Genomic DNA, 25,549 nt, shown 5'->3' on the forward strand with positions numbered 1-25,549 from the left:
CGCACAATTCCGACACGCGCAGCGAAGCGCCGGAGTAGTTACGGCACATGTCCTGTGCCGCCGGATAATTAGGCTCGCCTACCCTCAGTTGTCGTAGCGCACAAGGCTCGGGCCCGGCCGCCGGGGACGGCGCCGGGCCCGAAGAAGTTGCCGGAGATTCAGTCCAGCTGAACCGACTGGATGGTCACCGGGGCGCTGGGCTTGCCGTCGCCGGGACCGTTGGAGTTGTCCTGGCCGATCTGCGCGATCTTGTCCAGCGTCGCCATGCTGTTCTCGTCCACCGTGCCGAAAATGGTGTACTGCGGCGGCAGCTGTGAGTCGCCGTAGACGATGAAGAACTGGCTGCCGTTGGTGCCGGGGCCCGCGTTGGCCATGGCCAGCGTGCCGCGCTTGTAGTCGATCGGCATCTGGCTGCTCGGGTCGCCCTCGGCGTACTGATCGGTCGGGTACTCGTTGTCGAATTCGTAACCGGGACCGCCCATTCCGGTGCCGGTCGGATCGCCGCACTGGAGCACCTTCAGGCTCTCGTCCGCGGTCATCCGGTGGCAGTCGGTGCCGTCGAAGTAGTTCTGGGTGGCCAGACTCACGAAGCTGTTGACGGTGCAGGGGGATCCGGCGTTGTTCAGGGTCAGGCCGATCGGGCCCTGATTGGTGTCCATGCTCACGCTGACCTTGGCGTCCCCGCCGGTGGTGGGGATGCCCTGCGCCTTGGACGGCTTCTGCACCGGCTTGTCGGCGGGCTTGGCGCCGTCGCGGTAGGTGCAGTCGACCAGCTCGGGCTTGGCCTTGGCGTTGGGTGGCGCGGCGGCGGACAGCGACGCGTCCTTCGTCTCGGAGGCGCTGTTCTGGTTGTCCTCGCCCTTGGTGAGGAAGTAGACGCCGGTGACGGCCGCGACCGCGACGACCACACCGAGCACGGATCCGGCGATGGTCAGTTGCTTGCGTCGGCGCGCGCGTTCGGCCCGGTTGGCCAATTGGCGCTCGAGCTTGCGCTTGGCCGCTGCTCGTCGCTGTTCGTTGCTCGGCACTACCACGTTCCTCCCGTGTCGGCTTGCTTCCGAGGTAAGAGTGTGCCATCTCTTCCTGAGACCGCTCGGCAGTTCCTCGTACGGGTCGGAGGCAAACCGGTTGGACTTGACGGGCGGTGGTGGTGGAAACTGGACCATCGTGACCAAGACCAGCAGCTTCTCCGCCCCGCGGGGGGTACCGGACTACGTGCCTCCCGGCTCCGCCGAGTTCGTCGCCGTGCGCGACGGCCTCGTGCATGCGGCCCGACTGGCCGGGTACGGGCACATCGAGCTGCCGGTGTTCGAGCAGACCGCGCTGTTCGCGCGCGGCGTCGGCGAGTCCACCGACGTGGTCAGCAAGGAGATGTGGACCTTCGCCGACCGCAAGGGCGAGAGCTTCACCCTGCGCCCCGAGGGCACAGCGGGCGTGATGCGCGCCGTGATCGAGCACGGCTTGGACAAGAGCGGTCAGCTGCCGCTCAAACTGTGCTACGCGGGGCCGTTCTTCCGCTACGAACGCCCGCAGGCCGGTCGCTACCGGCAGTTGCAGCAGGTCGGCGTCGAGGCGATCGGCGTGGACGACCCGGCGCTGGACGCCGAGGTCATCGCGATCGCCGACGCGGGCTACCGCGGCCTCGGTCTGGACGGGTTCCGGCTGGAAATCACCTCGCTCGGCGACGAGACTTGCCGTCCGCAGTACCGCGAGCTGTTGCAGGACTTCCTGTTCGGCCTGCCGCTGGACGAGGAGACCAAACGCAGGGCGCAGATCAACCCGCTGCGCGTGCTGGACGACAAGCGTCCCGAGGTCCGCGAGCTCACCGCCGACGCTCCGTTGATGATCGACCACCTCTCCGAGAGCGCCAAGACGCACTTCGAGCAGGTCCTCGGCCACCTCGACGCGCTCGGCGTGCCCTATGTGCTGAACCCGCGGATGGTGCGCGGCTTGGATTACTACACCAAGACCACCTTCGAGTTCGTGCACGACCAGCTGGGCGCGCAGTCCGGCATCGGCGGCGGCGGCCGCTACGACGGGCTGATGGCCGAACTCGGCGGCCAGCCGCTGTCGGGCATCGGCTTCGGTCTCGGCGTCGACCGCACCGTGCTCGCGCTGGAAGCCGAGGGCAAGTCGGCGGCCGTTCCGTCACGCTGCGAGGTGTTCGGCGTGCCGCTGGGCGACGCGGCCAAGCAGCGCCTCGTCGTGCTCGCGGCGCAGCTGCGCGGCGCGGGCATCCGCGTCGACCTCGCCTACGGCGGGCGCGGCGTCAAGGGCGCGATGAAGGCGGCCGACCGCTCCGGCGCGAAGTTCACCGTGGTGCTCGGCGACCGCGACCTGGCCGAGAACAGCATCGCCGTGAAGGACATGGCGACCGGCGACCAGCGGCACGTGCCGCTCAGCGAGGTCGTCGGCGTCCTGCGCGAGGCGCTGATCGCGGGGCACTGACCCGGCTCGGCGGGCAGGGCGCGGGGACGAAAGCCCCGTGCCCCGCCCAACGCCGTACTCCTCGGATACGCGCGCGGTACCGTGTCTGCGCACCGCCGGTGCGGTGACCTTGCGGAGAGGTGGAGAGTGGACGCGAATCCTGGTCAGCCGGAACCGGTTCCGCCGGTCGGACTCGATCTCGTCGCACCCGAGATGTACGAGCCGATGCTGCGCAGGCTGGCGCTGGCGGCGGCCGGCGTCGGGATCGGCGCGGCGCTGCTCGCGGCGACCGTCGTCGAGTGGCCGATCGCGGTCGCCATCGGTCTGGTCGTCGGCCTGCCCACCGTGGGCTACGCCTTGGCGCTGCGGCGCCGCCGGATGTGGGTGACGGGTACCACCATCCACGCCCGCCGGGTGTTCGGCGAGCGGCGAGTCGAGGTCACGGCGGCCACCGGCGTCGAGCTCCTGGTCTTTCCCGCGCGGCTGAGCCGCATCGCGCTGCGCGTCACCGCGGGCCCGGACGTCCAGCTGATCCCGCTCGCCATGTACACCGACGCGGGCAGCGGACGGGAGCTGCACCTGCTCGGGCTGCGCAAGCTCGCCGACGCACTCGCGGCCAGCCACCTGGCCGCCGCGGTCGCGGTCTCGGCGCTGCTCGTGCACCAGTTGCGCGCCGAAGCGCGCGACGCTCGCCTGGAGGAGCGCCCCCTCTACCGCGCCGTGCAACTGGCCCGCGCCAAGGACTACGTCTCGCCGGTCGTGCTCAGCGACCGCGAGATCGCCGAACTCGGCTGATCCATCCGTTCCCACACGCTCCGTGTACGCCCCACACAGGCGGTGCCTATGTGCGGCGTACACGGGCTGTGTGGGGCGTGAGGCGTTGCTCACGGGCGCGTTTCGACCGCCGTGAGGCTGAGTAGGGTTGGGCCTGAGTATCCGTTCGACGCAAGGAGTTCGCGTGAGCACCGCCGCTCGGAACACGCCCGTGACCGTTGCCGTGACCGGCGGAGCCGGGCAGATCGCCTACGGTCTGCTGTTCCGTATCGCCTCCGGCGCGATGCTCGGACCGGAGACTCCCGTGCGGCTGCGGCTACTCGAGATCCCCGCGGCGGTCGCCTCCCTGGAGGGCGTGGCGATGGAACTCGAGGACGGTGCGTTTCCGCTGCTGGACTCCATCGACATCAGCGACGATCCGTGGGTCGGCTTCGCGGGCGCCAACATCGCGCTGCTGGTCGGCGCGCGCCCGCGGACGGCGGGCATGGAGCGTTCCGATCTGCTGGCAGCCAACGGCCCGATCTTCACCGAGCAGGGACAGGCCATCAACGCCAGCGCCGCCGACGACGTCAAGGTGCTCGTCGTCGGCAACCCGGCCAACACCAACGCGTTCATCGCCATGAGCAACGCCCCGGACGTGCCCGCCGAGCGTTTCACCGCGATGACCCGCCTCGACCACAACCGCGCCATCGCCCAGCTGGCCAAGAAGACCGGCGCACCCGCCGCCGACATCGCCCGCGTGACGATCTGGGGCAACCACTCCGCCACCCAGTACCCCGACATCGGCCACGCCACCGTCGCGGGCCGCCCAGCCCTCGACCTGGTCGACGCCGCCTGGCTGCGCGACGATTTCATCCCCACCGTGCAGCAGCGCGGCACCGCCATCATCCAGGCCCGTGGCGCGTCCTCGGCCGCCAGCGCGGCCAGCGCCGCCATCGACCACATCCACGACTGGGTCCTCGGCACCCCCGCGGGCGACTGGACCTCGATGGCTGTCCCGTCCGACGGCTCCTACGGCGTCCCCGAGGGCCTTATCAGCTCGTTCCCGGTGACCTGCGCCGACGGCGGCTACACCATCGTCCCGGACCTCTCGCTCGACGAGTTCTCCCGCGCCCGCCTCACCGCCACGGTCACCGAACTGGAACAGGAACGCGAGGCCGTCGTCGACCTCGGTTTCGCCAAGCGCGGCTGATCCGGCCGCCGAGCGCCGGACCGACGAGGCGATCGCCGGACTTCGCAGGTCATCCACCCGCCTCGCGGCGAACATGGGACGCAACCCCGCGAGGCGGGTGCGATCTCCGCGAGGTCAGGCGACGATCCAGCTTGTCGTGCCGCGGCGGAGGGCGCTGCACGGTGACGCTCACTCGCCGAACAGCGCCATCGACGCGGTGAACCCGTGCAGTGCGTTGCGGCCCGCGACGGGGCCGATCTCGCCCGCGGCGAAGAAGCCCGCGAGCGGAATGTCGCCGAGGATGTCCTCGATGGCGGTGGCGTCGTGATCCGCGACCCCGAACATTCGCCTGCCGCGTCCGTTGCAGGTGAACAGCAGGGCGCCCGCGGGGCGGCCGGGGAGCGCCGCGCGGGCCTGCGCGAGTGCGGCGCGCAGATCCCGGTCGGCCACGTCCGCGTCGCGGACCTGGAACTGCACGGTCGTGCCGACCTCGACTTCCTCACCGATTTCGATCGCACCGCTCGCCGGGTCGGCGCCGAGCAGTCCGCGGATCAGGAAATCGCCCTGCCCCGGGGTGGCCAAGTGCTCGTCGACCACGATGCCGATCTGTACGCCACGCGCCACCAACTCCTGCTGATCGGGCGGTAGCGCGTCGACGATCTCGCGCAGCCGCCAGATCGGCGATCGGCCGCCGAGTTCGGTGATCACCGCGCCACTCGCCTCGGTGACGATGTAGGGCTGTCCGATCGGGCGGCAGCCCTGCGACACGACCGGCACACCGCACAGCCCGGGAAGTCGCACGCCGACCGCACCCGAGGACACCACCTCGTGGTCGCGGAACAGCCTGCTCCCGCCGGGACGTGGGCCGCCGCTCACGAGCCCGCCCATCACGACGGTGCCGGGCATATCGGAGTTCATGTGCTCGAGCAGCGCTTCGGCCGGGAAGGTGAAGGGGTCGGGCAGCAACAGGTGGAAATCGTGCGCGGTGCGGTCGAAGCGATAGCCGGCGAGCAGCCCGCCCGAGGTCGTCGGGACGAAGTCCAGTTCGAACGTCTCGGCGGGCGCACCGGACGCCAGCCACACCGCCACCGCGGGTTCGTCCTCGAGCTCGCGCCGCCCGGCCACGATCGCGTGCGCCACGCATCCGACGAGCGCGGGCACGCGGACCGCTTGATGGACGCCGTCGAGCACGGCGGAAGCCTCATGCCTGTGTGCCCGCGACGCGAGGAGCACCGCGAGCGAGGGCGACGCACCCGCGAGCCGGTCGCGCGCACGCAGGGCAGCCTCCGCGCCGGCGTCCTTGGCGTCGGGCGCGGTGGAGAGTCCGACCGCGATCCGCACAAATCCATCGTAGGGCGCGGTGATCGCAGGGACACCTCACACAGCTATCTGCTTCGCAAGGGTCGCAGCCGCTGCGAAGCGTGCGGAGGTGGCGCGAGGGTCAGGCGACGGTCCAGGTTTCCGGGCCGGTGAGGAGGGTCTGGAGGGAGTCGGGGGTGAGGGGGTTGCGGTCGGCGGCGGCGGTGTTCTGGGCGCGCACGGCGTCGTCGTAAGTGGGGCGAGTGGCGTTGCGGAAGATACCGGTGACTACATGGCCCAGGTCCTGGTCGGACAGGCGGGAGAGGGCGTAGGCGTATTCCGGGTCGTCTGTGTAGGCGTCGTGCACGACGATGTCGGCCTCCTCGACCTCCGCCGCGCGGACCACACGCAGGCCGAAACCGCTTCGCACGACGGCGTATTCGCCTTCGGCGCCGAAACGCAGCGGCTGTCCGTGGTGCAGCGGGATCAGTCGCGATTCGGCGTCGCCGCGGCGCAAAACGTCGAAGGAGCCGTCGTTGAAGATCGGGCAGTCCTGCAGGATCTCGACAAAGGACGTGCCGCGGTGTTCGGCGGCGGCGCGCAGCACCTCGGTGAGTCCCGCGCGGTCGGAGTCGATGGCGCGGGCGGCGAAGGTGGCCTCGGCTCCCAGCGCGAGCGAGAGGGTGTTGAAGGGGTGGTCGACCGAGCCCATGGGCGTGGACTTGGTGATCTTGCCCTGCTCCGAGGTCGGCGAGTACTGGCCCTTGGTCAGGCCGTAGATGCGGTTGTTGAACAGCAGGATCGTCATGTTCACGTTGCGGCGCAACGCGTGGATCAGGTGGTTGCCGCCGATGGACAGCGCGTCGCCGTCGCCGGTGACGACCCAGACCGAGAGATCCGGGCGCGTCACGGCCAGACCGGTGGCGATGGCGGGCGCGCGGCCGTGGATGGAGTGGATGCCGTAGGCCTCCAGGTAGTACGGGAAGCGGCTGGAGCAGCCGATCCCCGACACGAACATCAGGTTCTCCCTGCGCAATCCGAGCTCGGCGAGGAACCCGCGCACGGTCGCCAGGATGACGTAGTCGCCGCAGCCGGGACACCAGCGGACCTCCTGATCGGAGGTGAAGTCCTTGACCTTCTGCGGTCCGTCCGCGCCGGGCACTCCGGACACGCCGGAGAGGCCGAGATCCGTTCCGACGAGCGAGGTTTCGACGATGGTCATCAGTTGCCCCCGATCCGCTCGGCGGTGGCCGCGCGTCGTGCGTCCTGTGTCCGATAAGTGGCCCGCGCACGGGCGGTGAACGCCTTGTCCTGTTCCATGTCCTCGATGGAGCCGTCGAGCGCGGCGTCGATGACGCCGACGAGTTCCTGCGCCGAGAAGGCGGTACCGGCGATCTTCGTCCACGGCTGCACGTCCACCAGGTACTTGGCGCGCAGCAGCATGGCCAGCTGGCCGCCGTTCATCTCCGGCGCGACCACCGTCCGATAGCGGCGCAGCACCGCGCCGAGGTCGGGCGGCAACGGATTCAGATGCCGCAGGTGCGCCTGGGCGACCGGGACGCCGCGGCGGCGGGCGCGACGGCAGGCCTCGCCGATCGGACCGTAGGAACTGCCCCAGCCGATCAGCAGCAGCTCGGCGCGCCCGTCGGGGTCGTCGACCTCGAGCCGGGGAACCGCGATGCCGTCGATCTTGGCCTGCCGCAGCCGGACCATCAGCTCGTGATTGGCCGGGTCGTAGGAGATGTTGCCGCTGCCGTCGGCCTTCTCCAGTCCGCCGATGCGGTGCGCGCGCCCCTTCGTGCCCGGCACGGCCAGTGGCCGGGCCAAGGTTTCCGGATCGCGGGCGTAGGGCTGGAATCCGGTCTCGTCGTCGGCGTCGGGTTCGAAGCCGGGATCGATGGGCGCCAGTTCCGCGACGTTCGGAATCGCCCACGGCTCCGAGCCATTGGCGATAGCGCCGTCGGAGAGCAGCAGCACGGGAGTGCGATAGGTGAGCGCGATCCTGGCCGCCTCCACGGCGGTGGCGAAGCAGTCGGCGGGGGAGCGCGGCGCGAGCACCGCCACCGGGGACTCGCCGTTGCGGCCGTGCAGCGCCTGCAACAGGTCCGCCTGCTCGGTCTTGGTCGGCAGACCCGTGGAGGGCCCGCCGCGCTGCACGTCGACGACCACCAGCGGCAGCTCGGTCATCACCGCCAGACCGATCGTCTCGCTCTTCAGCGCGAGACCGGGCCCGGAGGTGCTGGTGACGCCGAGCGCGCCGCCCAGCGCGGCCCCGAGCGCCGCGCCGATGCCCGCGATCTCGTCCTCGGCCTGGAAGGTGGTGACGCCGAAGTGCTTGTGCTTGCTCAGCTCGTGCAGGATGTCGGAGGCGGGCGTGATCGGATAGGTGCCGAGGAAGACCGGCAGCCCGGCCAGCTGTCCCGCCGTCACCAGTCCGTAGGCCAGCGCGGTGTTGCCGGTGATCTGGCGGTAGGTGCCCGGCGCGAGGGTGGCGGGCGCGATCTCGTAGGTGGTGGCGAAGGCTTCGGTGGTCTCGCCGTAGTTCCAGCCCGCGCGGAAGGCGAGCACGTTGGCCTCGGCGATGTCGGGCTTGCCCGCGAACTTCTCGCGCAGGAAGCGTTCGGTGCCGCCGATCGGCCTGCCGTACATCCAGGACAGCAGGCCGAGCGCGAACATGTTCTTCGCGCGCTGGCCGTCCTTCTTGCCGACCTCGGCGGGTTCGGTGGCGGCGAGCGTCAGCGAGGTCATCGGCACCTGGTGCACCACGAAATCGGTGAGCGAGCCGTCCTCCAGCGGGTCGGTGGGGTAGCCGACCTTGGCGAGGGCGCGCTTGGTGAACTCGTCGGTGTTCACGATGACGGTCGCCCCGCGCGGCAGGTCCTCGAGGTTCGCCTTGAGCGCCGCCGGATTCATCGCCACCAGCACGTCGGGCTGGTCACCCGCGGTGAGGATGTCGTAGTCGGCGATCTGGATCTGGAAGGACGAGACGCCGGGTAGCGTGCCCTGCGGCGCGCGGATCTCGGCGGGAAAGTTCGGCTGGGTGGCCAGGTCGTTGCCGAACGCGGCCGCTTCGTGGGTGAAGCGGTCGCCGGTCAGCTGCATTCCGTCGCCGGAGTCCCCGGCGAACCGAATGACGACCTTTTCCAGTTTGGCTGTGCCGACATCGTTTTGGTGCGAAACCATATGCCTGCTTCACTTCCTCGTCGAGTGAGAGGTGCCATGGCCAACCTACTCCGCCTCAGGCGGGTATCGCCGCTGAAGCGCGCAGTCCGCCGCGGATTGATTTCCCGAGGTCGGGCGGGTCGCGGATCAGGCGAACAGCGCCAGCTGGGTGTCGGAGGCGCGCGGCGGGTCCTCGGCGCGCACCCGCGCGGCCATGGCGTCGCCGTTCCTGGTCAGACGGTGTCGCTCGAGCAGGGGCGTCACGCGCTCGCGGAGCCAGGCCGGATACTCCGGCGTGACGTAGGCGCCGCGGCCGTACAGCTGGCGGTATTTGCGTAGCAAGGCGGGGTGCGCCTCGGCCAGCCAGCCGAGGAACCAGCCGCGGGTGCTGCCGCGCAGATGCATCGGGAAGGCGACGGCCGAGGACGCGCCCGCCGCCGCGATCGCGCCGAACAGTTCGTCGAGATGCGCGCGGCTGTCGGTGAGGTACGGGATGACCGGCGCGACCATCACGTGCACCGCGAAGCCCGCGTCGGTCAGCGCGCGCACCATGTCGAGCCGGGCGCGCGGCGACGGCGTCCCGGACTCCAGGCCTCGGTGCAGTTCCTGGTCGAGGATGGCGATGGAGACGGCCAGGCTCACCGGCACCTCGCGGGCGGCCAGCGTCAGCAGCGGCAGGTCCCTGCGCAGCAAGGTGCCCTTGGTGAGGATGGAGAACGGCGTGCCGGAATCGGTCAGCGCGCGAATGATGCCGGGCATCAACCGATATCGGCCTTCGGCGCGCTGGTACGGATCGGTGTTGGTGCCGAGCGCCACCGGGTCCCGATGCCAGGATTTGCGGCCGAGCTCCTTGCGCAACACCGCGGCGATGTTGGTCTTCACCACGATCTGCGCGTCGAAATCACGGCCCGCGTCCAGGTCCAGATACTCGTGGGTGGGGCGGGCGAAGCAGTAGCGGCAGGCGTGCGAGCACCCGCGCATCGGGTTGACCGTCCATTGAAAGGGCAGATTCGAATTCTCGGGCATCTTGTTCAGCGCGCTCTTGCAGAGCACTTCGTGGAACGTGATGCCCTCGAATTCCGGTGTCTGTACGGTGCGAACGAACCCCGCCCGGCTCAAGCCGGGCAGTGCGCCGTCGTCGGCGTCCAGGGTCTGGTTCTGCCACCGCACCCAGTCAGTCGAACATGTGTTCTAGGGTGTGTCAAGCGATGCGGCGGGTCTCCGTCGCGTCGAACGCGGTCGTATCGGCGAAGAAGGTGACCAGATCGCGCACGGTGTCGTCGATGGGGCGCGGCCGGTAGCCGAGTTCGCGTTCGGCCTTGCCGTGGTCGACCACCGGCGCGGAGACCAGCGCGCCGAGCGCGGCCTTGGACAGCATGTCGGTGCCGAGCATCTTGCCGATCGGCGCGAGGATCGGAATCAGGCCACCGACCAGTTTGGGCGGAATGGTGAACCTCGGTCCCTTCTTACCGCCGTGTGCCGCGGCCATCCGGCACAGATCGAGCATCGAGATCATCGACCCGCCGAGTAGGTAGTTCTCGCCGGTCCGGCCCTTCTCGCCGGCCAGGATCAGGCCTTGCGCCACGTCGCGCACGTCGACGAGGTCGAAACTGCCGCCGATCATCGCGGGCACCCTGCCGAGGGCGGCTTCCCGCAGTGCGAGATTGATCCGGGAAAGGGGGGTGCTGTAGTCGAGGGGTCCGAACACGCCCGTCGGGTTGCAGAGCACGGCGTCCAGGCCGTTGTCGACGGCCTTGCGCAGCTCGACCTCGCCCGCCCACTTGGAGCGGTCGTAGACCGGGAGCGCGGGGTCGGTGGAGCGGACTGTGCGTTCGTCGATGCGGCCGCCGCAGCTGTACTGGTTGAACGCGTGGATGGAGCTCGCGTGCACCATCCGGCGGACGCCGACCTCGAGCGCGGCTTCGGCCACCACCCGCACGCCCTCGGTGTTGACCTTCCACGCCAGGTCGTTCTTCTCGGCGAGAGTGACCACGGCGACCAGGTGGTACACGGTGTCGACGCCCGTCAACGCCTCGCGCATCGACGCGGGATCGAGCACGTTTCCCGCGACCCAGGTGACGTTCGGGTGCGCCGACCGCTCGGGGGCCACTCGGTCGATCGCGGTGACTTCGTGTCCCAGATCGACGAGCAGGCGGAGCAGATTCGTGCCAAGGTAGCCGGCGGCGCCGGTCACTGCGACCTTCATGGCGATAGAATATAGAACTTGTTCTAATTTGCAACACGTTCCAGTTCCGCTCGTCGTGGCGCGATCGGTTCCGCTTCGCTCGGCTACGGTCTCGAAACTTGCCGGTAGCGTCCGCTATATTGAGCCCAACCGCAGCGGCTTCGCCGTTCGGACGGCCGAGCTGTCCGGGGGCACAGTCGTTTCGGGCAGGGAGACGTTCGACAACGCTATGTGCACGACACAGATGTTCACGACGAATTGGGGGGCAACTCGATGAGTGATCTCTCGGTGGAGACCGAAGCGGTCCGGGCATTCGCCACGGAGAACGCCGGGATCGCCGCGCAGGTTTCCTCGGCAAGTTTCGACGGACCGGCTCAGGTGGCCGCACTCACGCCGGTCTTCGGGCTGATCGGCGCCGACTATCTGCTGAGCTTCGCGGCCGCGCAGGTGCTGCAGGCCAAAGACATCAACGACCTGTCGGCCAAGTACGCCGACCTGTCGTTCAAGGCGTTCAACGCCGCCTCGCTCTTCGAGGGCACCGACACCGGCAACGCGGCCGCGATGAACGTCCAGACGGGCGAGATCGGAGGCGGAGCGTGAAGCCGTTGGACTCCTCGCCCACGGGCCTCATCGCCCCGTCCGAGCCCGCTCTCGACTCGCTCGACCACGCCGCGGCGGGCGCGAATCAGGCTGCCGCCATGGCGATTCCCACCGATCAAGCCCTCCTCGATCTGCCGCTGCCGCAGCTGCCCGAGGACATCGCGCCCATCGAGGCGCCGGAATTCGTGTTGTCGCAGCGGGTGAGCGAGGACGCGCCCGCGCACGGCGCCATGCCCGCCGGACTGCCCGGCCTCGGTGGCGCGCCCGCGCCGGAGGCCCAGGACATCCTCGGTGGAATGCCCACGGACGTGGAAAGCCTGCTCGCCGGTGCGAACACCGCGATCAGCCACGCTGCCACGCAGGTGCAGGACGCCGCGAACAACCTCATCGGTCAGACGAGCGGACTGCTCGGTGGCGCGTTGGGCGGGAACCCGTCCGGCGCCGCGACGCCCGCGGCGGCCGCGACCCCGCAGTTGCCGACCCTGCCCGAGTTGCCCGCCGACCCGATCGGCGCGCTGATGAACGGCCTGCAGATTCCGGCGCTGCCCGGCGTCGACCTGCTGTTCAAGCCGATCCTGGATCTGCTCGGCAGCTTCGGCACCGGCGTGCTCGGCGCACTCGACCCGACCGCGATTCTGAGCCAGTCCTCGAAGATCATCGAGACGGCGATGCAGCTCGGCAAGGGCAGTCTCGCCACCGTCGAGCAGGTCTGGGAGGGGCAGGCCTCGCGCCAGGCGCAGGCGGCCGGGCAGGAAGCCAACCAGCAGGGGCAGGAGACCAGCCAGCGCGGCTTCGACATCTCCGAGCTCACCCAGCGCGCCGCGGCCGTGGTCCAGCAGGGCAACGCCCAATTGCTCGGTATCGCAGGGTCTTTCGCCACCCAGGCGACCGCGATGGCGCCGGTCATCCTCACCCCGCCCGGCCAGGCCGCGCTGATCGCCAGCGCGACAGAGCATCTCGGGCAGGCCGTCTCGGTGGTGAACATGACCCGCGGCGATCTGGCGGGCAAGACCGCCGAGCTGAACGGTGTCGTCGGGCAGCTGCTCGGGCAGAGTGGACTGCCCTCGGCGCAGGAGGTCGCGCAGGCGGCGGCGCAGAACATCGGAGAGCCGCTGCTGGCGCAGGCGCAGGAGACCGCGACGCAGGCGGCCAGCACCAGCCCCGGCAGTGGTCTCAACACGTCGACCTCGACGATCCCGTCCTCGTTGAACACCACCGGCGCCGCGAGTACGCCCGGCTCGCCGAGCGGTCTGCTCGGTCCGCTGGGTCGTCCGGGCGGCCCCGGTCCCGGTGGCGGTGGCCCCGGACCGGGCTACTCCGGAGTGCCGAGCACACCGGGTCTGCCCGGCGCCGCGGTGCCCGCCGTCCGTCCGATCGGCATGCCGGGCGCGACGCTGCCGACCGGTCTCGGCGCGGCGACGACGCCCGCGGGCACCGGTAGCTCGTTCATGGGCGGTGGCGCGCCGGGTGCGGCCGGAGCCCGCCAGTCCGACGACGACCAGCACTCGCGCAACGTGCAGCCGTACCAGAGCCGTACCGGCAACGACGATCTCACCGGACCGCTCGGTGAGTCGACGCCGGACGTCATCGGTGCGACGCACACCGACGAACTGCTCAGCTCGGACTACGAGCAGGACCAGTTCTAGGGATTCGCAACGGGTTTCGCGACGGCGCCCTCTCCGGATTCGGGGGAGGGCGCCGTTGTTCGTCTTCGTCAGGTGATGTCGGGAGGCCTGCGGCGGCCCGCGACGAGTTCCGTGGCGAGGTCTTCGTAACCGACGGCGAGCTCCCCGAGGCGCTCTCAGGCGAACCACAGGTCCCAGTCGGAGTTCTCGGCGAGAGCGCTGTGGGCGTGTGCGGTGAGTTGGGGGAGGCGATCGATGATCGCGCCCAGTCCCTCGGTGTGCAGGTAGGCCCCGCCGTGCGTAACGGGAAGGTTCGCGCGCGCCCAGCGGTCGATGCCGCGGAAGTCGGTTCCTCGCTGATGAGCGGGTGGGCGTACGCGATTCGAAGAACCCCGCGTGGCGGTGCGCTAGCGTTCTCGCCCGACGAGTGGGTGGCGTTCACCAGAGCCGTCGCGGGTGGCGACTTCCAGCAACCGATCTCCTGATCGGAACGGTTCCGCGCTGGGTGCTTCCGCATCTCGCGAGTGTTAGCGCGCCGGTGGTAGTCTCAGCCGCAGTTGGCTGGGGGCGGAGGAGCCGGTCCACCCCGTGACGCCGAGGGTCCGGCGGTGAAGGTGCCGATGACGAGCAAGTCGAATGCGTGGCGGGTGGGGGTTCTCGCTCTCGGGGCCGCGTTCGTGCTGGTGGGGTGTGGATCGTCGGTGGACGGGGATGCGACGCCGTCTGGGAGTTCCACTGCGACCAATGCTGGGGCGGGAGTTGCGGCGGACGTACCGTCAGGTTTCAACACGTGCACGGATATTCCGCAAAGCGTGCTGGACTCGGAGAAACTCAAGCCGCGGGGGGAAGCGGATTCGAATGCCGCAGATGGCATCAAATGGCGTGGGTGCAAGTACCTGCGATCGAACGGCTACGCGGCGACGATCACGACTACGAACCTCACGATCGACATGGTGCGACACGAGAACTTCCGCGATGCACAAGAATTCACGATCAACGGTCGTGGAGCAATCTCTACGCGACAAGTCGAGGCTACTCCGGAGGAATCGTGTGTCGTGAACGTAGAGATGAAGGGTGGAAGTCTAGACGTCAGCTTGACGAACCCTTCGGTCACCCGTGAGACGGGACACCTCGACACCTGCGTCCTCGCGCGTACTCTGGCCGAGAAGATCGTTCCGGCAATTCCGGCCGCCGCATGAGACCAATTGCTTACGATCACGGGGAGGGAGTGAAGAGTTGAGCGACGATTCCGAAGCAACGCCTCGGCCAATGGCGAACATGCTCAATGCTGCGCGAGACGGCTATCTTTCGATCGCACTGAAGCCCGAAGACTTCGTCTATATCGACCGCGATTGCGAGCTGTTCAAAGAATCCATCTTGGAAATCAGGAGGATCATGAACGAAGTTGCACGTCAGGATCGCTGGGGGTTGGGGGAAGGCAACAAAGAGATGGTTTCGGCAAGCACAGTGGTCAGCCGATTCCGCTCGAAGGCAAGTGGTGCGGAAGACGGGAATTCCGTTGTGAAGATTATGGACGAGCACTACCGCATCATCGAAGACATCCAGGAAGTGCACAGACTTGTCCGCGAGCGGATGATGCAGACGGACAGTTGGTTTGCCGACCAGTTCAATCATTTGAACGAAACTCTCCCGGAGCGGCCGCGCGAGGGACAGATTCTCGGGCCGTTCATTCTCCCGGATGGGACGACGAAGTGAGCTACGAAGGCCCACGCATTCCCATCGGTGGCGAACATCCACAACGCTGGAAGCATCCCGACATCAACGACGCCTTCAGCCCGCTGGATGTCACCAATGCGGTGAACCAGGCTCAGCAGTACTGGCAAGTGCGCAACCTGTGGGATCAGGGTCTGCGAACTTTCGAACGCTCGATCCAGGCTTCGATCGATCAGGCTTGGTCGGGCCCGGCAGCCGACAAGGCAAAGGATCGGATCAAGGAGTACACGAAGAAGGCCGACGAGCTGACTCCAATCCTCGCGGAGCTGTACACCCGCGTACGCGACGCCGCAGACGCGATCGTCAACACCAAGAAGGCACTGCCCGACCCCGTCGTGATCACCGGGACATCCTGGCTGTGGCCGCCGAATCGGTGGAAGCTCCAGCGAGAGCAGTCGTCGGAGGAGCAGGCTGCGCAAGTGGCGATGGAGACGCACTACGTCAAACCGTTCGCCGACATCGACGGCAAGATTCCGGTGCTGCCAACCCCGGTGAGTCCCACTTCCTCGCTGGACATTTCGCCTCCACCACCCGGCGGGTACAACGGCGGTCCTGGACCAGGCCCCGGCGGCCCCGGTCCCGGACCTGGTTCCGGAGAACCGGGCGACACCGACGGCGACGGTGTACCCGACACCCCGGGCGAGGAGCCGACGGACGAGGAAACCCCCGAGGACACGACCACCGACGACACCTCGACGAGTCCGACGAGCACGACAACCACGCCCACCACCCAGACTCCGACGTCGACCATCCCGGCCGGTGTCAACCCGACCGACCCGAACCGCACGGTACCGAGCGGCCTCCCCTCCGGTCCCGGATCACCCGGCGGCGGCCCGGGACCCGGCACCCCGGGCGTCCCCACACCACCGGGCATGGGCCGCAGCATCCAGGGCGTGCCGACCACACCGGGCACACAGAGTCCGGTGGGTGGTTTGGCAGCGGCGAGCAATGCCAACGCGCGTGGGATGGCCGGTATGCCGGGCATGGGTGCGCCGGGCGCGCGCGGCGGCGGCAAGGACGACGAGGAGCACAAGCTGCCGGAATACCTTGTCACGCAGGAGAACACCGATGAATTGCTCGGCGAGATCCCGAAGACGATCCCCGGCGGCGTCATCGGTGGCGACGGCGACTGACATCGGTGGTTGGCTCCGCATGCTGGGCCTCGGGCGCTCGGCGCTGACCGAGCTCCGCATGCCGAGCTAGAAGTGCCGACTTCGCATGGCAACAAGGTGTGCGGGACGCCGCATGCCCGATCGTGAGATGAGGGTCGTGGATGGGTGAATGGTCGTGGGAAACGGACGATTTCGCGGCGCTGTGGTTGGGTGACGCGCACGATCGGATCCCGAGTCCGCTGCGCCACCTCAGCCGCTTCGCCTTCCGTGACGAGTTCGCCGCGCACCGCGAGGCGGTCCGGCAGCGCTACTCCACCGACGAACTCGACGAGATCCGCGCCGCCCTGCACACGCTGGGCACTTCCGAACTCCGGATCGAAATCCTCGGCGGCAGTTGCAAACACCGCGCCAGCACCGGTCGCGACGACCTGCGCGAATACCGGATCATCGGCGCCCGCACCGGGCATCGTGCCGTCACGTTGTCCCAGTACGGCACCGACAGCGAGCACGGCCCGATCCGCCTGCGCGCCTTCGACGCCGACCAGCTCCCGGCCCGGCTGACCCAAGCGCTCCCCGCCTGCGCGCCGGGCGCCGAGAAACCCGTCACCTTCCACCCGGATGAACTCAGCCCCCGCCGCGACGGCTACCTCCAGGACAACGCCCGAAACACCCCGCGCGAACGCTACCAACGGCTCCTCGGCCGCCCCGCCGACGGCGGCGGCTCCGCCGTCCTCCTGACCGGCCCCCTGCACGCCCACACCAAACCCCGCAACGTCGTGCAGTGGTACGACATCTCCGGAGACGGCCGCTACACCGAACTCCGCGGCGCCCACATCACCGTCCGCCCCACCACACCTGCCGACTTGACCACCCAGTTCGCCACCTGGATCACCCGAGCCCTCGACCACCTCCGCGCCGACGACTTCTGACCGCCATTTCTCTCCCGTCGATAGGGAAACGGTTCTGGCGGTGCGGAAATGGCGGTCCGACACGCTGCCGCGACAACCATTTCCCTCGCCGATTCTCGGGCCGAACTACCGGCCCAGTCCCTCCAGCACCGAGGTCAGTACCGTGTGGGCGCTGTCGACAACCCCGTCGAGCGGTTGGCGGTAGTCCTCCAGCACCCATTGCTGAGCGATCGTGAGTACGGCGCCGACGAGCCCGGTGGCGATGGTGCGCAGAAGCGGTTTCGGCACCGCTTCGAGGTCGATCATCGGGGTGGCCAGCTCCAGGAAGGTGTCGACGAAGGATCCTGTCACCCTGCGATAGTCCGCGTCCACGGCCGGGCTGATGCCGAGTATTTCGAAGAACGCGATCCGTGCGATTCGGGGGTCGTCGGCGATGCCACTGAAGAAGCCGGTCAGCGAGCCGTGCACGGCGGCGCTGACGGTGCCGGACGAGGCAGCGGCTCCGTCGACGATGGATCCGCGCAACCGATCGGTGGCCACGGTGTACGCGGCGCGCAGCAAACCCTCACTGCCGTCGAACGATTCGTAGAAGTAGCGTTTGCCGACGCCCGCCCGCGCGCAGACGGCGTCGATGGTGGTGTTGCGATAGCCGCGGGTGCCGAATTCCTCGATCGCCGCGTCGACGAGCCTGGCGCGCCGCTGCTGTTGACGCTGTTCGGGCCCGGCGCCCCGGTATTTGCGGCCGGGGGCGCCGAGCTCGGAAACGGTCACGCCACCATGGTGGCATCGCCTTCGGTGTGAGACAAACCACGCCGGGCACAGTGCTCGCCGCGGGCCCGTCACGGTCCGCTCACCAGCTGGGATCGCCCTCGACCGGGATGTTGACCCAGCTCGGTTCGTTGGGATCCAGCACGAGATGCTGTGGCCGAAGACCACTCTCGTTCAGCAGCGGGCGCAGCGGCACGCTGCTGGGGAAGTTGCTCGCGAAGATGTCGATGCGCAGCCGATGTCCCGGCTGGAGCACGCCGTCCGTGGCGAACAGTCCGATGTCGAGCACGGTCGGCTGACCAGGGACGACGGGCTCGCGGCTCGCCAAGGTGAGGATGGGGTAGGGATCGGTGTAGTCGCCGTTGGGTGAGCGGGTGGAGGCCGCCTCGTCCACCGCGCGCAACGAGGCGGTGCGCTGCCCGGTCGTCCACACGGTCGAACGACCGTCCGGTGCAACGTCGTTCAGGGTCACCGTCCAGTAGCCGTCCGTGGTGTCGAGCACGGTGTTCAGGTGCACGGCGAGCGGGCCGGAGATCTGGGTCGGCCGGTCCACCGGCGCCGTCGTGAAGGTCAGCGCGTTCACCTCGCTGATCCGCGCGTCTTCGGCGCAGATGTCCAGTGCGGCGATGATGCCCGCCGTCCCGTGCGCGGCGTCGCGCGAGCACAGGGTGGCGAGTCCAGGCGCGATCGTCAGCCGTGCGGGTCCGCCCGGCGCCGCGGTCAGGGAGCCGTCGCCCGCGGCGGTCGGTGCGGTGCCCGAGGGGGCCGCGTTCAAGTACAGCCGCCGGTACTCCATGCCGGGGCGTGGGAAGGACGGGCTGTCGCTCCATCCGCCGCCCTGCTGCCACGACGTCACCTGGTCGTAGCCGTCGATGCCGTTGTCGATTCCCTTGAGCCACTTGTCGAACCACGCGCGCTGCAGCACGTCCAGCGACGGCGGTGCGCCGGGCAGGCCGAGGCCCGCGCCGGTGGTGATGTGGTAGGTATCGCCCATCACCAGCTTCTTCTCGCTGTCGGGTAAGTCGATGGCGTTGTACACCCGGGGCGAGGAGTAGGTGAAGATGTCGTGCCAGCCTCCGTAGATGAAGGTCGGCACCTGGATCCGCTCCGGATGTCCGACCCACGCGGTCCGCAGCGGGCTCTCGTCGTCGAGCACCGACAGCATTTCCGGCGGGATCTGGTCGATGCTGGGCGTGGCCAGCGCCGCGATGACGACGTTGAAGAAGGTGAACGGGTCGCGGATGCGGTCGGCGAGCCAGGTCCAGTCGAACCTGCCGGACAGCATCGAGACCACGTCGGGTAGCAACTTCGTGGCATTGACCGCGAGGAGCCATTCGGGGATGAAACCGATGCCGAGCGCGCCACCGGGCGCCGCGACGTCGCGGATGAGGTCGCTGCCCGGGACGACCGGGAAGAGCGCTTGCAGCGCGGCGGGTCTGCGTTCGGCGGTGTGCAGCTGGTTGACGGCGGAGTAGGAGATGCCGCTCATCCCGATCCGTCCGTTGGACCACGGCTGGCTGGCCGCCCAGTCCACGACCTCGGCGCCGTCCTGCTGCTCGCGATGGCCGAAGACCTGCCAAACACCTTGCGAGAAACCGGTTCCGCGCACATCGACGACGACCTGCGTGTAGCCGCTCTGAATCAGCTTGCGGTCCACACCGAAGGTCCGAGCGGCGCCGCCGGGCAGAGCGCGCATCAGATCGCTGAGCCCGCTCATCCCGAAGGCCGAGAAGTCCAGATCGCGCAGCACGTGCATCAACGGGTCCCCGAATCCGGGAATCGCCAGCGCGGAATCAGCCAGGTTGGCAACGAGTTTCGTGTAGGGCGTCAGGTTGACGACGGTCGGCGTCGGCTCCTGGATCGGCTGACCCGTCGCGTCGGCGGGATGATAGACGTTCGCCTTCAGCACCGTGCCGTCACTCATGGTGATCGGCACATCCCATTCGATGAAGACGTTCGGATACTGGGGCGGCGCATTGTGGGTGGCGACGAACTGGGCGTCGAGCCCGGCGCGCGTGGGCGTCGACTCGGCCGACGGCGCGGACACCACCCCACCCGCCATCACGAGAAATACGGACAGTGCTGCGGCCGCCGCAGCGATCGGACCCCGACGTCTGATCATGCCTTGCAAACCCTCCCAATGAGGAACTACTCCGTTCCCATAAGTGACGCAACGGTAACCTACGCCACGAAATCACGCCACCATGACCGGGCTCACATCGGCGACACACGCAGTTCGTCTTCCCGAACAAGATCGGCGGCGAATGTTCTCCCGACGGTGCAGTGACACTCGATCGCTCTGCTGCGTACGGTGATTCACCGGCCCACGCTCGAGGGAGCGATCTCTTGGGCCGGGAAGGGCGCGGTGCGATGGTTGGCGATTTCGGACCCGGACTTGTCGCCCGATGAGCCTCGATGCACTCGAAACCGACTCGACCACAGCGGTTTCCGCGCACCATGGTCCGCTGTCGCGCTGGACGCGATGGCTGACGACCCATCCGCGCGCGGTGATCGCGGTGTGGTCGGTCGTTCTCGCGCTGTGCGGGGCGGGTTATCCGGTGCTCGAATCGCGCGTGCAGGCACCGGATCTCACCGTGGACGGCGCCGAATCGGTCGAGGTGCAGCGTCTGATCGCCGAGCACTTTCCCGGCTTGCGGGCCGAACAGGCGCTGCTGGTCTTCGACTCCGACACCGCGAGCGTGGACACCACCGAATACCGCGCCCAGCTCGAGCGAACACGGCGCGCCGTCGAATCGATCGGCGGCGTGACGCTGCTCGTGACTCCCGACAGCGCCCGGCAACTGATCTCGGCCGACAACCGCACCGCCTTGGCCGTCGTCGCCATCGAGGGCGACCAGTCCCACCGCGTCGCCGTCTCCGCCGACGTGCAGGACGCGCTGTCCGCGCTGCCCGATCGTGACGTGATCCGGGTCGACCTCACCGGCTACACCGCGATCCAGAACGACGTGATCATCGCCGAGCAGGCCGATGCGCTCCGCGCCGAATCACTCGGCATGCCAGTGGCTTTCGTGCTCCTGGTCCTCGCGCTCGGTGCGGTGTCCGCGGCATTGCTGCCGATACTCACGGCCGTCGCCGGGCTACTGACCTGCACCGGCGTGCTGCTGGTCGCCGACACCGTGACTTCCGTCGACCCGCTGATGTTGTCCATCGCCACCATGATCGGTCTCGGCGTCGGTATCGACTACGCCCTGTTCGTGGTGAGCAGGTTTCGCGAGGAGCTGTCGGCGCGCGGGGTGACCTCTCGGTCCGAGGCCGACGCGATTCGCGCCGCCGTGACCACCACCATGGCCACTACCGGCGGCATGGTCCTGGCGTCCGGCTCGATCGTGATCGTGTCGCTGGCGGCGCTGCTCGTGGTGCCCGCCGGGGTCTTTCGCGGCATCGTGCTCGGTGTCGGCGTGGCCGTGGCGACGGCGATGCTGGCCGCCGTGACGCTGCTTCCCGCGATTCTCACCGTGCTGGGCCCCGCCGTGAACCGCTGGCGTGTGCGTGGCCGTGGCGTCGACTCGGACGACAGCGCCGCCGCCCGCCGGTGGACACGTCGGGTGATGCGCAGGCCGGTCGTCTTCGGCCTGGCCGCCGCGAGCCTGCTCGTCGTGGCCGCGCTGCCGCTGACCGGCCTGCGTACCGGCTTCGACCTCGGTATCGCGTCGCTGACCGACTATCCCTCTGGAATCGCGGCTCGCACGGTCGCGGAGAAGTTCCCGTCCGGCATGCTCTCGCCGATGGAGTTCGTCGCCACGGCGTCCGACGGCGGGCCGCTGAACCCCGGTGCGGCGAGCGTCGTGCAAGGCTTCGCCGACGAGCTGCGCGCCGATCCCCGCGTCGCCGCCGTGTTGGCGCAGTGGTCCGACGGCCGTGTCCACCTGACCGTCGTGACCCGCACGCTGATCGACTCGGCCGCGGGCTCGGACCTGGTCGCCGAACTCGACGCGCGGGCGCGCTCTCTCGCCGCCTCGACCCCGGACTTGCGCGTCAGCGCGGGCGGCGCGCCCGCCGGTCTGCTCGAGATCAGCGACGCGATCCGCGACGCCTACCTTTTGGCCGTCGTGATCACGGTGCTGTGCGCGCTGGCGTTGCTGCTGGTGGTCTTCCGTAGCGTCGCCGTGCCGGTGAAGGCCGTCGCGGTCAACCTGCTCGCCACGGCGGCCGCGCTCGGCATCACCGTCGCGGTATTCCAATGGGGCTGGGGCGAAAAGCCTTTCGGCTTCTCGAGCCCCGGTTTCGTCCAGGTCGTGATGCCGCTGATCGTGTTCGTGATCCTGTTCGGCCTTTCGATGGATTACGAGGTGTTCGTCATCCGCCGGATCAGGGAGAACTGGGACGCGGCCGTGGCGCGCGGCGCGATCGATCCGGGCGAGGCCAACCGCGAAGCGGTCGCCGACGGGATCGGCGCCACCGCCAAACCCGTCGCGGTCGCGGCGGCGATCATGGTCGTGGTGTTCGCGAGTTTCCTCACCGCGAGCACCCTGGAACTGAAACAACTCGGCTTCGCGCTGGCGGTGGCGGTTCTGCTCGACGTGGTCGTCGTGCGACTGGTGCTGGTACCCGCCACCCTCCGGTTGCTCGGCCGCTGGAACTGGTGGCTGCCCGCACTCCGCGGGGGCAAGCGGATGCCGCAGCGTTAGGGATGTCTCGACGCCGGTGGGTGTCTCAGCGCAAGCGGATGTCGAGCCTGCGATAGAGCGGGACGAACGCGTTGAATCGGTACCGGCGGCGGGTGATATCCCACGGACGGCCCGCAGCGAGCAGTGTCTCCAGGAAGCGGGTCAGCTGCACGTGGGTGAGCGCGGCGCCGAGGCAGAAGTGCTTACCGCCGCCGAACCACAGCTGCCGCGTCCGCGCCACGTAACCCAGGTCGAGGTCGAACCGGCCGACGGAATTGTCGATGTACCAGGTCATCACCTTGACGCGGTCACCGGAGCGCAATCGCCTGCCGCCGAGTTCGACATCGCCGATCACCCCGCGCCCGACGACCGGCATCGAGCTCGTCACCCGCAGCCCCTCCCGGATCGCGTCGGGGATCGAGCTCGGGTCGGCCAGCAGCCGGTGCTGGTCGCCGGTGTCGTGCAGCAGCGCGACCAGTCGCCCGATGGTGCTGGCGAGCGTGACGGTCCCGGCCACCACGAGCAGCACGGTGAATCCTCGGGTCTGCTCGAGTGTCAGCCCCAGGTCGCGGCAGCGCCCGATGACGGTGCCCGAGTCGGCCGAGTCGTACACGTGCTCGACGTTCGCGCCGATCAGCGCCGCCAGCTCGCGGCCCTTGCGCCGGTGGCGCGGCCGGACGACGGTGGTCGCCCAGTTTCCTTTGCCCAGGTCTGCCAGCCGCTCCATGGCGGCGAATAGGTCCAGATACGGTGTGTCGGTGCTGGTCTCGCGCGGCAGACCGGCCACGTCGACCATCGTGCGCGCCGTGAAAACCCGGCCGAATTCGGCGATGTCGACCGTCCGGCCCGCGGCCAGATCGGTGCGCAGGCGCTCGAGCTGCGCGCCGGTCGCGTCCTCGACGAGGTGCTCGGCAGCGGGCTTGCCGAAGAGATCGCCGAGACCGGCGCGCAACCGCTGGTGCTCAGGACCCTCGAAACGTTCGGCGCCGAATTCGCCGAGCATCTGCGACCACCAGTGTCCCGACGCGCCGTCGGTGGCGATGCTGAAATGTTCGCTGTCCCGGTGAATTTCGCGCGCGAGTTCCGGATCCGACACCGCCCAGCCGAACTTCGGCACCTTGCGGAGGGGCCGGGTGGCAGCGCCGAGCGGCAAGAGCAGCGACAGGCCCGGCTGAGCGGCGGCGTGCAGGGCGAGTTCGTGCCATTCGGCGGCACGCGGCAATGTCACGGTCATGCGCGGGCTCCGGTGATCGCATCGGCGGTGAAGCGGTCGGCGCTGAACTGGTCGACCACGAGGTGGGTGCACAGGATCGCCATCGCGGCCCATTCGGCGGTGACGCCGTCCCAGGTGCCGGGCCGGTCGACAGCCGTGCGCCAGATCCTCTCCGTCACTTCGGGATCGAACAGCCCATAGCGTCGCGCCGCGGCGCGGGAGAGATGGTCGGCGGCCAGCTGCGCGCCCGGTCCGCTGAGGTACCACGGGCCGATCGGCGTCATGAACGGCTTCTTGCGCCGCCGCACGATCCGCTTGGGCAGCAGATCGGCCATCGCCCGCTTGAGCACGTATTTCTCGGTGCCGAGACGCAGCAGCATGCGCGGGTCGAGTTCGGCGCAGACGTCGAGGACGTCGCGGTCGAGGAACGGCACCCGCACCTCGAGGCCGTGCGCCATGCCGAGCCGGTCGGAGATGGGCAGCACCCAGTGCGGCAGCCGGGTGTGGAACTCGAAATGCATCTGCCGGTGCAGCGTGCTGTGCTCGGGCGGGCGCGGCAGCGCCGACGGTTCGGGCAGGTCGGCGAGGACGGCGGGCCGCGCGGTACCGGACAGCGCGCTCCACAGATGGACCCACGGCGGCATCTGTCCGTACCGTTCGGTGTAACCCGCACTGCGAGTGGAGATCTCGACGAGATGGCGGTCGATGCCGCTCGGCGCGCCGATCCATTTCGTCGCCTGCCGCCACACCAGCGGTCGCAGCGCGTCCAGTCGCAGGTCGGTCAACCGCGAACTCAGCCGCATCAACCGGTAGAAGTCGTAACCGGCGAGCAGCTCGTCCGAACCGTCACCGCTCATCGCCACTGTGAGCCCTTGGTCTCGGGCGAGGGCGGTCAGGTCGAGGAAGGGGGAGGCTACACCGCCGTACCAGAACGGGGATTCGAAGTGCCACATGCTCTTCGGCAGCAACTCGCAGACGCGCGCACCCGTCGTCTCCGCCTCCACGTTCGGGACGCCCAGCGACCGCGCGACCAGCCGCGACATCTCGGTCTCGTCGTGGATCGCGCCGGACAGCCGCACACTGAGCGTCGTCAGCGGCGCGTCGCAGCGCCGGGCGGCGACGGCGGCGATCGCGGAGGAGTCGAGCCCGCCGCTGAGCGCGACGCCCGCCGCCACCTCGTCGGGGACGCGCTTGGCGACCGCGGCGGTGAACCGCTCGTCGAACGCCTCGATCGCCGCGCGTCCGGTGAGCAGCGGTGCGTCGGGGTCTTCGCGCACGAAGACGCGGAAGTAACGCCTGGTGCGAACGCCGTGGGCGTCCGCGGTGAGAACGGTTCCCGGTTCCAGATCGCGCACGTCACGCCAGAAGGTGCCCGGCGCGATGGTGTGACCGTAGAACAGGCAGTCGCTGAGCCCTTGCGGGTCGATCTCGGGCGTACACGCGCCGGAGGCGAAGATGCCCTTGATCTCCGACGCGAACGTCAGGCGGGCGCCGCGCAGGTGGTAGAAGAGCGGCTTGACCCCGACCCGGTCGCGGGCCAGCGTCAGACGCCGCCGGGTGGCATCCCAGATCGCGATGCCGAAATCGCCGTCCAGGTGCTCGACGAAACCGTCCCCGTACTCCTCGTACAGGTGCGGAAGGACCTCGGCGTCGCTGTCGCTGCGGAACCGGTGCCCGCGCGCCGCGAGGGCGCGGCGCAACGCCTTGTGGTTGTAGATCTCGCCGTTGAGCAGCGCACGGACCGAACCACTCTCGTCGGCCGTCGGCTGCGCGCCGTGCCGCACGTCCACGATGGACAGGCGCTGGAACCCCAGCGCGGCGTGCCGGTCGTGCCAGGTGGCGTGGTCGTCGGGGCCGCGGTGGCGCAGCACCGCGCACATCGACGCGAGCGGGCCGGGATCGACCGGCGCAGCGAAGTCGACGATGCCGCAGACCGCGCACAT

General features: G+C 69.0%; 20 protein-coding genes. 10 read left to right on the forward strand and 10 right to left on the reverse strand.

Annotated elements, in window-relative coordinates; all coding sequences use genetic code 11:
* Positions 1 to 158: 158 nt before the first annotated feature.
* The gene (locus AB0H49_RS06805; RefSeq protein WP_354999702.1) at positions 159 to 1,028 is read right to left on the reverse strand and encodes a peptidylprolyl isomerase; all 870 of its coding nucleotides are present in this window, start codon (positions 1,026 to 1,028) and stop codon (positions 159 to 161) included.
* A 139-nt stretch (positions 1,029 to 1,167) separates the two neighbouring features.
* On the opposite strand from AB0H49_RS06805, the gene hisS reads away from it, so the two are divergent.
* From hisS to AB0H49_RS06820, 3 genes are all read left to right on the forward strand, one after another.
* Entirely contained in the window at positions 1,168 to 2,448 is a 1,281-nt protein-coding gene (gene hisS, locus AB0H49_RS06810; protein WP_357248109.1) for a histidine--tRNA ligase, read from the forward strand.
* A gap of 126 nt (positions 2,449 to 2,574) precedes the next feature.
* Positions 2,575 to 3,222, forward strand: a complete 648-nt coding sequence (locus AB0H49_RS06815) for a hypothetical protein (RefSeq protein ID WP_357248112.1) — start codon at positions 2,575 to 2,577, stop codon at positions 3,220 to 3,222.
* Between the two features lie 163 nt (positions 3,223 to 3,385).
* Positions 3,386 to 4,393, forward strand: coding sequence for a malate dehydrogenase (locus AB0H49_RS06820; protein ID WP_357248115.1), 1,008 nt, complete (start codon positions 3,386 to 3,388; stop codon positions 4,391 to 4,393).
* 168 nt (positions 4,394 to 4,561) lie between these two features.
* On the opposite strand, the gene AB0H49_RS06825 is transcribed toward AB0H49_RS06820, so the two are convergent.
* From AB0H49_RS06825 to AB0H49_RS06845, 5 genes are all read right to left on the reverse strand, one after another.
* On the reverse strand, positions 4,562 to 5,713 hold the full coding sequence (locus AB0H49_RS06825; protein WP_354999706.1) for an FIST N-terminal domain-containing protein: 1,152 nt from the start codon (positions 5,711 to 5,713) through the stop codon (positions 4,562 to 4,564).
* 100 nt (positions 5,714 to 5,813) lie between these two features.
* Positions 5,814 to 6,893 (reverse strand): 2-oxoacid:ferredoxin oxidoreductase subunit beta, encoded by a 1,080-nt coding sequence (locus tag AB0H49_RS06830; protein WP_357248118.1) that lies wholly within the window; start codon positions 6,891 to 6,893, stop codon positions 5,814 to 5,816.
* Complete coding sequence (locus AB0H49_RS06835) at positions 6,893 to 8,854, reverse strand: 2-oxoacid:acceptor oxidoreductase subunit alpha (RefSeq protein ID WP_357248121.1); 1,962 nt, start codon at positions 8,852 to 8,854, stop codon at positions 6,893 to 6,895. The genes AB0H49_RS06830 and AB0H49_RS06835 overlap by 1 nt, the downstream gene beginning before the upstream one ends.
* 126 nt (positions 8,855 to 8,980) lie before the next feature.
* Entirely contained in the window at positions 8,981 to 10,003 is a 1,023-nt protein-coding gene (locus AB0H49_RS06840; RefSeq protein ID WP_357248123.1) for an Rv2578c family radical SAM protein, read from the reverse strand.
* Positions 10,004 to 10,034: 31 nt separating this feature from the next.
* Entirely contained in the window at positions 10,035 to 11,039 is a 1,005-nt protein-coding gene (locus tag AB0H49_RS06845) for an NAD-dependent epimerase/dehydratase family protein (protein WP_354999710.1), read from the reverse strand.
* Between the two features lie 252 nt (positions 11,040 to 11,291).
* Between AB0H49_RS06845 and AB0H49_RS06850 the strand changes: the two genes are divergently transcribed.
* The 6 genes from AB0H49_RS06850 to AB0H49_RS06875 all read left to right on the forward strand — a co-directional run bounded on the left by AB0H49_RS06850 (position 11,292) and on the right by AB0H49_RS06875 (position 17,018).
* Positions 11,292 to 11,618, forward strand: a complete 327-nt coding sequence (locus tag AB0H49_RS06850) for a type VII secretion target (protein WP_354999711.1) — start codon at positions 11,292 to 11,294, stop codon at positions 11,616 to 11,618.
* The gene (locus AB0H49_RS06855) at positions 11,615 to 13,264 is read left to right on the forward strand and encodes a hypothetical protein (protein WP_357248127.1); all 1,650 of its coding nucleotides are present in this window, start codon (positions 11,615 to 11,617) and stop codon (positions 13,262 to 13,264) included. Before AB0H49_RS06850 ends, AB0H49_RS06855 begins: the two co-directional genes overlap by 4 nt.
* Positions 13,265 to 13,851: 587 nt before the next feature.
* A complete protein-coding gene (locus AB0H49_RS06860) occupies positions 13,852 to 14,442 on the forward strand; it encodes a DUF3558 domain-containing protein (RefSeq protein WP_354999713.1) in 591 nt (196 codons plus the stop codon).
* Positions 14,443 to 14,479: 37 nt separating this feature from the next.
* Positions 14,480 to 14,959: a hypothetical protein gene (locus tag AB0H49_RS06865; RefSeq protein WP_357248131.1), complete on the forward strand. Its 480-nt coding sequence runs from the start codon at positions 14,480 to 14,482 to the stop codon at positions 14,957 to 14,959.
* Positions 14,956 to 16,110 carry a hypothetical protein gene (locus AB0H49_RS06870; protein ID WP_357248134.1) on the forward strand — a complete coding sequence of 385 codons (1,155 nt, stop codon included), beginning with the start codon at positions 14,956 to 14,958 and terminating at the stop codon, positions 16,108 to 16,110. Before AB0H49_RS06865 ends, AB0H49_RS06870 begins: the two co-directional genes overlap by 4 nt.
* 140 nt (positions 16,111 to 16,250) lie before the next feature.
* Positions 16,251 to 17,018: an ESX secretion-associated protein EspG gene (locus tag AB0H49_RS06875; RefSeq protein WP_357248139.1), complete on the forward strand. Its 768-nt coding sequence runs from the start codon at positions 16,251 to 16,253 to the stop codon at positions 17,016 to 17,018.
* A 105-nt stretch (positions 17,019 to 17,123) separates the two neighbouring features.
* On the opposite strand, the gene AB0H49_RS06880 is transcribed toward AB0H49_RS06875, so the two are convergent.
* Positions 17,124 to 17,768: a TetR/AcrR family transcriptional regulator gene (locus AB0H49_RS06880; protein ID WP_357248142.1), complete on the reverse strand. Its 645-nt coding sequence runs from the start codon at positions 17,766 to 17,768 to the stop codon at positions 17,124 to 17,126.
* 79 nt (positions 17,769 to 17,847) lie between these two features.
* Entirely contained in the window at positions 17,848 to 19,887 is a 2,040-nt protein-coding gene (locus AB0H49_RS06885) for a CocE/NonD family hydrolase (RefSeq protein WP_357248145.1), read from the reverse strand.
* Positions 19,888 to 20,170: 283 nt separating this feature from the next.
* On the opposite strand from AB0H49_RS06885, the gene AB0H49_RS06890 reads away from it, so the two are divergent.
* Complete coding sequence (locus tag AB0H49_RS06890; RefSeq protein ID WP_357248148.1) at positions 20,171 to 22,414, forward strand: MMPL family transporter; 2,244 nt, start codon at positions 20,171 to 20,173, stop codon at positions 22,412 to 22,414.
* 25 nt (positions 22,415 to 22,439) lie between these two features.
* On the opposite strand, the gene AB0H49_RS06895 is transcribed toward AB0H49_RS06890, so the two are convergent.
* Entirely contained in the window at positions 22,440 to 23,627 is a 1,188-nt protein-coding gene (locus AB0H49_RS06895) for a cytochrome P450 (RefSeq protein ID WP_357248151.1), read from the reverse strand.
* Positions 23,624 to 25,549, reverse strand: coding sequence for an asparagine synthase (glutamine-hydrolyzing) (asnB, locus tag AB0H49_RS06900; protein ID WP_357248154.1), 1,926 nt, complete (start codon positions 25,547 to 25,549; stop codon positions 23,624 to 23,626). The genes AB0H49_RS06895 and asnB overlap by 4 nt, the downstream gene beginning before the upstream one ends.

This window comes from Nocardia sp. NPDC050713 (genome assembly GCF_040654315.1).
Taxonomy (GTDB): Bacteria; Actinomycetota; Actinomycetes; order Mycobacteriales; family Mycobacteriaceae; genus Nocardia.